This window comes from Zestomonas carbonaria (genome assembly GCF_904061905.1).
Taxonomy (GTDB): domain Bacteria; phylum Pseudomonadota; class Gammaproteobacteria; order Pseudomonadales; family Pseudomonadaceae; genus Aquipseudomonas; species Aquipseudomonas carbonaria.
In genome coordinates, this window is sequence record NZ_CAJFCI010000055.1 from 22782 (window position 1) to 31726 (window position 8945).

The window sequence follows — 8945 nt, forward strand, 5'->3', positions numbered from 1 at the left end:
TCATGGGCTGTTGCAGGGTAGCCAGGGCATCACGAACGTTCCCTGTCGTTTTCAGGCGTACCAGACCTGACAGTATTAGGCCACCACAGGCGAAGCAATCCCTCATTTGAATGAAAGGCGACCAGCGGTCATACCCACAGGACAGCGGACCGTAGGGTGGAAAACCGCGAAGCGTTTTCCACGGGGAAGGCCGGTGGATGTGAGAGGCGACATCCACCCTGCTGCTGGAGCGCCGGCACGCAACCGTCATCCCCCGCGCACGCGGGGAACCAATGAGCAGCGTGGGCGCGATGTCGCCCATCGCGCGCATGGCGCGCTCCTACAGGCTGGCATCGAAGTTGCGTTCGTAGGGTGGAAAACCGCGAAGCGTTTTCCACGGGGAAGGCCGGTGGATGTGAGAGGCGACATCCACCCTGCTGCTGGAGCGCCGGCACCCAAGCGTCATCCCCCGCGCACGCGGGGAACCAATGAGCAGCGTGGGCGCGATGCCGCCCATCGCGCGCATGGCGCGCTCCTACAGGCCGACATCGAAGTTGCGTTCGTAGGGTGGAAAACCGCGAAGCGTTTTCCACGGGAGAGGCCGGTGGAGCGGGGAACCAATGAGCAACGTGGGCGCGATGCCGCCCATCGCGCGCATGGCGCGCTCCTACAGGCCGACATCGAGGTTGCGTTCGTAGGGTGGAAAACCGCGAAGCGTTTTCCACGGGGAAGGCCGGTGGATGTAAAAGGCGATATCCACCCTACGGGGGCTGTCAGGCGGCGACGAGTTCGCTGCGTACCGCGAAGCCGGAGAGGGCGCGTTCGACCTGTGCCTGGCGTTCGGCGGTGAGGCCTGGGACCAGGATGCGGGCGAGCTGACCGTAGCGGTCGTCGGCGACCACCTCGACGCGGATCGCCGGGTCGATGGCCGCCAGGCGACTCTCGAAGACGCGGCGGATGGCGTCGTAGCGCAGCGCCGGCTTGAAGGTCTTGCCCACCGCGGTGACCGGGATGGCGTCGATGATCCACACGTCCTTGGGCACCGCCGGCGGTTCGGCGACGTGGGCGGCGGCATGGGCGATCAGTTCCTCTTCGCTGGACACCGCGCCGGGCTTGAGCTGCACGTAGACCACCGGCAGCTCGCCGGCCTTCTCGTCGGGCTTGCCGACCGCCGCCGCCATGGCCACCGCCGGGTGCCGGTGCAGCGCCTCCTCGATCATCTGCGGGTCGATGTTGTGGCCGCCACGGATGATCAGGTCCTTGCTGCGCCCGGTCAGCCAGATGTAGCCGTCGGCGTCCATGCGGCCGAGGTCGCCGGTGTTGAACCAGTCGCCGTCGACCCAGATGTCCTTGTTCTTGCTGGCTTGCAGGTAGCCCTTGAACACGGTGATGCCGCGCAGCACCACGTTGCCGATCTCGTTGACCGCCGCGTCGCGCAGGTACTGGCCGTTGTCGTCGAGCACGGCGATCTTCACCTCGCAGTAGGGCATGCGGATGCCGATCGAGCCGGGGCGCCGCTCGCCGGCCGGCGGGTTGCCGCAACTGCCGCAGGTGCCTTCGGTGAGGCCGTAGCCCTCGATGATCTTCAGCCCGGTCTTGCTCTCGAACTGGCGGATCAGCTCCACCGGCATCGGCGCCGCGCCGCACAGCGCGTAGCGCAGGCTGGACAGGTCATGGCCCTCGCTGGGCACCTGCAACAGGCCGGCGTAGATGGTCGGCACGCCGCTGAAGAAGCTCACCTTGTAGCGCTCGATGATCTTCCAGAAGTTCTGGATCAGGCTGGTGTTGCGGTAGCCCTGCGGGGTGGCCAGCAGCGCTTCGGCGCCGACGAAGAACGGCGCCAGGCCGGTGACCATCACGCCGTTGACGTGGAACAGCGGCAGGCCGCAGAGGGTGGTGTCGCGCTCGCTGAGGCTGATCGCGTAGGCGAGGATCATCGCCATTGCCACTTCATTGCGGTGGCTGTGCGGCGCCAGCTTGGGCGTGCCGGTGGTGCCGCCGGTATGGAAGTAGGAGGCGACGTCCTCGGGGGCGATGACCCGGCCGCTTTCCAGGCGGTCGGCCGGGTAGCGGGCGATCAGTTCGTCGAAGTCCAGCACGCCTTCCGGCAGCGGCCCGCGCTGGGCCTTGAGGGCGCTGCGCTGCGGCTCGGGCAGGTAGTTGGCCAGGTCGACGACGATCACCGCGTTCAGCTCCGGCAACTGGCCGCGCAGGCTTTCCACCTTGTCCCACAGGTCGGTGCCGGGGAAGGGCGCCAGGGTCACCAGCACCTTGGAGTCGGAGGCGTGCACCAGCTCGGCGATGTGCTCGGCGTCGAGCAGCGGGTTGATGGCGTTGACGATCCCCGCCGCCTCGCCGCCCCAGAGGGTGAAGTGGGTGTGCGGCAGGTTCGGCAGCAGGAACGACACCGCCTTGCCCGGCCGCACGCCGAGGGCGTGGAAGGCGTTGGCGGTCTGGGTGACCTTGGCGAACAGCTCGGCGTAGCTCAGCCGGTAGGGCTCTTCTTCGGCATTGCCCTGCAACAGGAAGGTCAGCGCGGTCTTGTCCGCGTGGCGTTCAGCGCTGCGGCCCAGCAACTCGTAGGTGCTGGCCGGCATGTCGCGGTCCCGCAGGGCGATGCGTTCGATCGATTCGGTATCGCGCAGCGAGGCGATGGCGGGGATGGCAGTCTGGTCCATGATCGCGAAAGGCCCTTCTTCAGAGTTGGCTCAACCCAGACGCGCAACCAGCCAGGCGCCGATGTCGCGCACCTGTTCGGGCAGCACCTCGTGGGCCATCGGGTACTCCTGCCAGGTCGCCGGGACACCCTGGGCGATCAGGCAGTCGTAGGCGGCACGGCCCAGGGCGGGCGGCACCACGTCGTCGAATGTGCCATGCAAACAGTAAACCGGAAGTTCTTTTTTGTTATCGATAAATGACAGTCCTTCCCGGAAGGTCGGTGCGTAGGTGGACAGCGCCAGCACGCCGCCGAGCGGCCCCTGCCAGCGCAGCAGGGCGGTGTGCAGGACCACCGCGCCGCCCTGGGAGAAACCGGCGAGGAAGATGCGCGAAGGGTCGACGCCGCTGTCGCGTTCGGCCTCGACCAGGCCGATCACCTTCTGCGCCGACTTCTCCAGTTGCGCCTGGTCGATGGCGCGTGCCGGGCTCATGGCGAGGATGTCGTACCAGCTCGGCATGGCGTAGCCGCCATTGATGGTCACCGGGCGGGTCGGCGCCTGCGGCAGGACGAAGCGGGTGGTGTACAGGCGCTCCTGCAGCGCCTCGGCGACCGGCAGGAAGTCGTAGCGGTCGGCGCCCAGGCCATGCAGCCAGATGACGCTGGCGTCCGTGGCGAGTGTGGGCTGAAGTATCAAGGTATCACTCATGGCAGGCTCCAATTCGGTGCGCGCGCCCCGGAATGGGACCGAGGCGTTTTGTCGTTGTGGCTGATCCGTGAACAAGTTGTCGCAAGGGTACAAGTTTCGCTCTTGACCCGCTCGAAAGCCTACGAAAAGACTGTGCTGGTACGGCCTTTGCTTTTACCCCGAGTCCGGCGTGTGCGCACCTCGGGGAGTAACAGCTTTTGTGCGCACGCGCCGGAGGGGTGATCGTTTCCCGCCCGTTCGACCAATGGGGGGAGGCGTTTTTTGGCCTGCTGGCTTATCGCCAACTAGGCTTGATCCTCAGGTCTGTACACCGCCCGGTTCCTGCGCTGCTGCGTCGAGGCCGAGCATGCCCCACGAAGGTGCGGCGTTAGGACCCGAGTCTCCATAAAAAAACAGCAACTGGAGGTTGTAATGAAGATGGTGAAATCCACCCTGGCTGTACTGACCGCCGCGACCGTTCTCGGCGTCAGCAGCTTTGCCCAGGCAGGCGCCACCCTGGATGCGGTGAAGAAGAAGGGCTTTGTGCAATGTGGTATCAGCGATGGTTTGCCGGGCTTTTCCTATGCCGATGCCAAGGGTAACTACCTTGGGATCGACGTGGATATCTGCCGGGCCGTTGCAGCCGCTGTTTTCGGCGATGCGACCAAGGTCAAGTACAGCCCGCTGACCGCCAAGGAGCGTTTCACCGCGCTGCAATCCGGCGAGGTCGACATCCTGTCGCGCAACACCACCTGGACCAGCTCGCGCGATGCGGCGATGGGCCTGAACTTCACTGGCGTGACCTACTACGACGGCCAGGGCTTCCTGGTGAACAAGAAGCTCGGCGTTTCCAGCGCCAAGGAACTGGACGGCGCCACCGTGTGCATCCAGGCCGGCACCACCACCGAGCTGAACCTGTCCGACTACTTCCGCGCCAACTCCCTGAAGTACACCCCCATCACCTACGACACCTCCGACGAGAGCGCCAAGTCGCTGGAAGCCGGCCGCTGCGACGTGCTGACTTCCGACCAGTCGCAACTCTACGCCCAGCGCATCAAGCTGGCCGCGCCGGACGACTACGTGGTCCTGCCGGAAGTGATCTCCAAGGAGCCGCTCGGCCCGGCCGTACGCCAGGGTGACGAGGAGTGGTTCGACATCGTGCGCTGGAGCCTGTTCGCGATGATCAATGCCGAGGAACTGGGCATCGACTCGAAGAACGTGGAAGAAACCGCGAAAACCACCAAGAACCCGGACGTCGCCCGCCTGCTCGGTGCGGAAGGCGATTTCGGCAAGGATCTGAAGCTGCCGAAGGACTGGGCGGTGCAGATCGTCAAGCAAGTAGGTAACTACGCCGAAATCTTCGATCGCAACGTCGGTGCCGGCAGCGAGCTGAAGATCGAGCGTGGCCTGAATGCCCTGTGGAACACGGGTGGTCTGCAGTACGCGCCGCCGGTGCGTTGACCTGCCCTCCGCGCGCCGCCTGCGAGCGGCGCGCGGAGTTCCTGCAATTCGAGCCTGGTGGCGGCCGTGACCGTCACCGGGTTTCCAGAGGGTACACATGCAAACGACTGCCAATGCCCCGCGATCCCGGGGGTCGGTCTGGACCGATCCGAAGGTACGCGCATGGGCTTTCCAGATCATTGCCGTCGCTGCCGTCGTGGCGTTCGGCTGGTTCCTTTTCCACAACACCCAGGTAAACCTCGAGCGACGGGGCATCGTCTCCGGCTTCGGGTTCCTCGATAACAGCGCTGGCTTCGGGATCTCCCAGCACCTGATCGACTACAGCGAGAGCGACACCTACGGCCGGGTCTTCGTCATCGGCCTGCTCAATACGCTGCTGGTCTCGGTGATCGGCATCATCCTGGCCACCATCCTCGGCTTCATCCTCGGCGTGGCGCGGCTTTCGCAAAACTGGCTGATCCGCCAGCTCGCCACGGTCTACATCGAGGTGTTCCGCAACATCCCGCCGCTGCTGCAGATCTTCTTCTGGTACTTCGCGGTGATGCTGACCATGCCCGGCCCGAGGCAGAGCATTGGCCTGTGGGACACCTTCTTCATCAACAGCCGCGGGCTGTACATGCCGTCGCCGACCCAGGCCGAGGGCCTGTGGCCGTTCCTGGTCGCGCTGCTGGCGGCGATCGCCGGCATCGTGGTGGTCTACCGCTGGGCCAAGGCGCGCCGCGAAGCCACCGGCGAACGCTTCCCGGTGCTGGTGACCTCGCTGGCGCTGCTGGTGGTCCTGCCCGGCCTGAGCATCCTGACGATGGGCTCGCCCTTCCACTGGGACGTGCCGCAACTGGCCGGCTTCAACTTCCGCGGCGGCTGGGTGATCATCCCCGAACTGGTGGCGCTGATGCTGGCGCTGTCGATCTACACCGCGGCGTTCATCGGCGAGACCGTGCGCTCCGGCATCCAGTCGGTCAGCCACGGGCAGACCGAAGCGGCGCGCTCGCTGGGCCTGCCGGCCGGCAAGATCCTGCGCCTGGTGATCGTCCCGCAGGCTCTGCGGGTCATCATTCCGCCGCTGACCAGCCAGTACCTGAACCTGACCAAGAACTCCTCTCTGGCCGCCGGCATCGGCTACCCGGACATGGTGTCGCTGTTCGCCGGCACGGTGCTCAACCAGACCGGCCAGGCCATCGAAGTGATGGCGATCACCATGAGCGTGTACCTGGCCATCAGCATCAGCATCTCGATCCTGATGAACTGGTACAACAAGCGCATTGCGCTGGTCGAGCGGTAGGGGAACGCGCATGACAACGACTCATACCTTCAAACCCGACCAGCCGCCACCGCGCACTGTCGTCGGTCCCGTGGCCTGGCTGCGCGACAACCTGTTCGCCAGCCCGTTGCACGTGGTGCTCACACTGCTGGCGCTGTACCTGATCTGGCTGATCGTGCCGCCGCTCATCAACTGGGCCTTCCTCAAGGCCGACTGGATCGGCACCTCCCGTACCGATTGCAGCGGCGAGGGCGCCTGCTGGGTGTTCATCAAGGAACGCTTCGGCCAGTTCATGTACGGCTTCTATCCGGAAGAACAGCGCTGGCGCGTCGATCTCACCGTCTGGGTGGCGATCATCGGCGCGGCGCCGCTGTTCCTGCCGAAGATGCCGCACAAGGCCTGGTACGGCATCGGCTTCCTGGTGGTGTTCCCGCTGGTGGCCTTCTGGCTGCTGCACGGCGGTCCCGGCCTGGACACCGTGCCGACCAGCCGCTGGGGTGGCCTGATGCTGACCCTGGTGATCGGCTACGTGGGCATCACCGGTGCGCTGCCGCTGGGCATCCTGCTGGCGCTCGGACGGCGTTCGGACATGCCGGCGATCAAGGTCATCTGCGTCACCTTCATCGAGTTCTGGCGCGGTGTTCCGCTGATCACCGTGCTGTTCATGTCCTCGGTGATGCTGCCGCTGTTCCTGCCCGAAGGCATGGGCCTGGACAAGCTGCTGCGGGCGCTGATCATGGTGATCTTCTTCGAGGCCGCCTACATCGCCGAAGTGGTGCGCGGTGGCCTGCAGGCGATTCCCAAGGGCCAGTACGAGGCCGCTTCCGCCATGGGCCTGGGCTACTGGCGCAGCATGGGCCTGGTGATCCTGCCGCAGGCGCTGAAAATGGTGATCCCGGGCATCGTCAACACCTTCATCGCCCTGTTCAAGGACACCAGCCTGGTGATCATCATCGGTCTGTTCGACCTGCTCAACAGCATCAAGCAGGCGACCACCGACCCGCGCTGGCTGGGCATGTCCACAGAGGGCTACGTGTTCGCCGCGTTGATCTACTGGGTTTTCTGTTTCGGCATGTCCCGCTACTCGATGCGCCTGGAGCGCAAGCTGGACACAGGCCACAAGCGTTAGGAGTTCGTCATGACTGAAGCAAGCAAGCAAACCAGCGCCGAGCCGATCATCCAGTTGCAGGGCGTGAACAAGTGGTACGGCCAGTTCCACGTGCTCAAGGACATCAATCTGAACGTCCAGCAGGGCGAGCGTATCGTGCTGTGCGGGCCGTCCGGTTCCGGCAAGTCGACCACCATCCGCTGCATCAACCGCCTGGAAGAGCACCAGCAGGGGCGCATCATCGTCGACGGCACCGAGCTGACCAACGACCTCAAGCACATCGAGGCGATCCGCAGCGAGGTCGGCATGGTGTTCCAGCACTTCAACCTGTTCCCGCACCTGACCGTGCTGCAAAACTGCACGCTGGCGCCGATGTGGGTGCGCAAGATGCCCAAGCGCCAGGCGGAAGAAGTCGCCATGCACTACCTGGAGCGGGTGCGCATCCCCGAGCAGGCGCTCAAGTACCCGGGCCAGCTCTCCGGTGGCCAGCAGCAGCGCGTGGCGATCGCCCGAGCGCTGTGCATGAAGCCGAAGATCATGCTGTTCGACGAGCCGACCTCGGCACTCGACCCGGAAATGGTCAAGGAAGTGCTGGATACCATGATCGGCCTGGCCCAGGACGGCATGACCATGCTCTGCGTGACCCACGAGATGGGCTTCGCCCGTACCGTGGCGAACCGGGTGATCTTCATGGACAAGGGGGAGATCGTGGAGCAGAACGAACCCAACACGTTCTTCGACAACCCGCAGAACGAGCGCACCAAGCTGTTCCTCGGGCAGATCCTGCACTGATCCTGCTTTACTGGATCCCCGCGTTCGCGGGGATCCAGAAAAACAGCACTGAGGCCGGGAGTTAATTGCAGGAGCGGGCTCTGCCCGTGGGCATGGCCCGCTCCTGCGGGTGGAATATGCGTAAGGGAGCCCACGGGCTCCCTTTTTCATGGGCGGGTTTCAGCCGGTGGATTCACGCTTGCGGATGCGCTGGATGAACGCCTGGGTGCCCGAACTGGTCTTTACTGGATATCGGGACCACGAGCGGGAGTCACCTTGAGCGCCACACTCACCCCTTTCAGCAAGGCCAAGGCCTGGAGCGTCCACGCGATCACTGCCAGCGGGGCGATCCTTGCCCTGCTGGCCTTGCTGGCTGTGCTCGAGGGGCGTCCGCAAGCCTGCCTGTTGTGGCTCGGCGTGGCGCTGGTGGTCGACGGCCTGGACGGCACCCTGGCGCGCAAGTTCGAGGTCAAGGAGGTGCTGCCGCAATTCGACGGCACCACCCTCGACCTGGTGATCGACTACCTCACCTACGTGTTCATCCCGGCGATCTTCGTCTATCGCTTCGTGCCGCTGCCGGAATACAGCGCGCTGCCGGTGGTGGGGCTGATCCTGGTGTCGTCGCTGTTCTGCTTCTGCAACGTCAACATGAAGAGCCACGACAACTACTTCGTCGGCTTCCCGGCGGCCTGGAACGTGGTGGCGGCGTACCTCTTCCTGCTGGAGTTCTCGCCCTGGACCACGCTGCTCGGCATCGTCGCCCTCGCGGCGCTGACGGTGACCAGGATGAAGTTCCTGCACCCTTTCCGGGTGCGCCAGTTCATGCCGCTGAATATCGCCGTGACCATCGTCTGGATGCTTTGCTGCGCCGGGTTGATCGTCCTCTACCCACGGCAGCCGCTCGGGTTGCTGGTGCCCTGGTTGCTGGCCTCGGCCTATTTTCTCGGCGTGTGCCTGTGGCGCACGGCGCGGGAGTGGTGGGCGTAGGTCTTGTGGGGGCGCCGTGTGCAGCGGGGGGCAG

The 8945-nt window shown here is 65.0% G+C and carries 7 protein-coding genes; 5 read left to right on the plus strand and 2 right to left on the minus strand.

Translation table 11 applies throughout. From position 1 onward, the window contains the following. Window positions 1-752: 752 nt before the first annotated feature. Window positions 753-2657 (minus strand): acyl-CoA synthetase, encoded by a 1905-nt coding sequence (locus PSEWESI4_RS13975; RefSeq protein ID WP_187671822.1) that lies wholly within the window; start codon window positions 2655-2657, stop codon window positions 753-755. Between the two features lie 30 nt (window positions 2658-2687). After that, entirely contained in the window at window positions 2688-3344 is a 657-nt protein-coding gene (locus PSEWESI4_RS13980) for an alpha/beta hydrolase (RefSeq protein ID WP_187671823.1), read from the minus strand. Between the two features lie 411 nt (window positions 3345-3755). On the opposite strand from PSEWESI4_RS13980, the gene PSEWESI4_RS13985 reads away from it, so the two are divergent. The 5 genes from PSEWESI4_RS13985 to pcsA all read left to right on the plus strand — a co-directional run bounded on the left by PSEWESI4_RS13985 (window position 3756) and on the right by pcsA (window position 8911). Beyond that, the gene (locus PSEWESI4_RS13985) at window positions 3756-4784 is read left to right on the plus strand and encodes an amino acid ABC transporter substrate-binding protein (protein WP_187671824.1); all 1029 of its coding nucleotides are present in this window, start codon (window positions 3756-3758) and stop codon (window positions 4782-4784) included. 97 nt (window positions 4785-4881) lie between these two features. Next, window positions 4882-6066 (plus strand): amino acid ABC transporter permease, encoded by a 1185-nt coding sequence (locus PSEWESI4_RS13990; protein WP_187671825.1) that lies wholly within the window; start codon window positions 4882-4884, stop codon window positions 6064-6066. Between the two features lie 10 nt (window positions 6067-6076). Then, the gene (locus tag PSEWESI4_RS13995) at window positions 6077-7174 is read left to right on the plus strand and encodes an amino acid ABC transporter permease (protein ID WP_187671826.1); all 1098 of its coding nucleotides are present in this window, start codon (window positions 6077-6079) and stop codon (window positions 7172-7174) included. Between the two features lie 9 nt (window positions 7175-7183). Then, the gene (locus PSEWESI4_RS14000) at window positions 7184-7945 is read left to right on the plus strand and encodes an amino acid ABC transporter ATP-binding protein (RefSeq protein WP_187671827.1); all 762 of its coding nucleotides are present in this window, start codon (window positions 7184-7186) and stop codon (window positions 7943-7945) included. A gap of 255 nt (window positions 7946-8200) precedes the next feature. Next, on the plus strand, window positions 8201-8911 hold the full coding sequence (pcsA, locus tag PSEWESI4_RS14005) for a phosphatidylcholine synthase (protein ID WP_187671828.1): 711 nt from the start codon (window positions 8201-8203) through the stop codon (window positions 8909-8911). Window positions 8912-8945 lie beyond the last annotated feature (34 nt).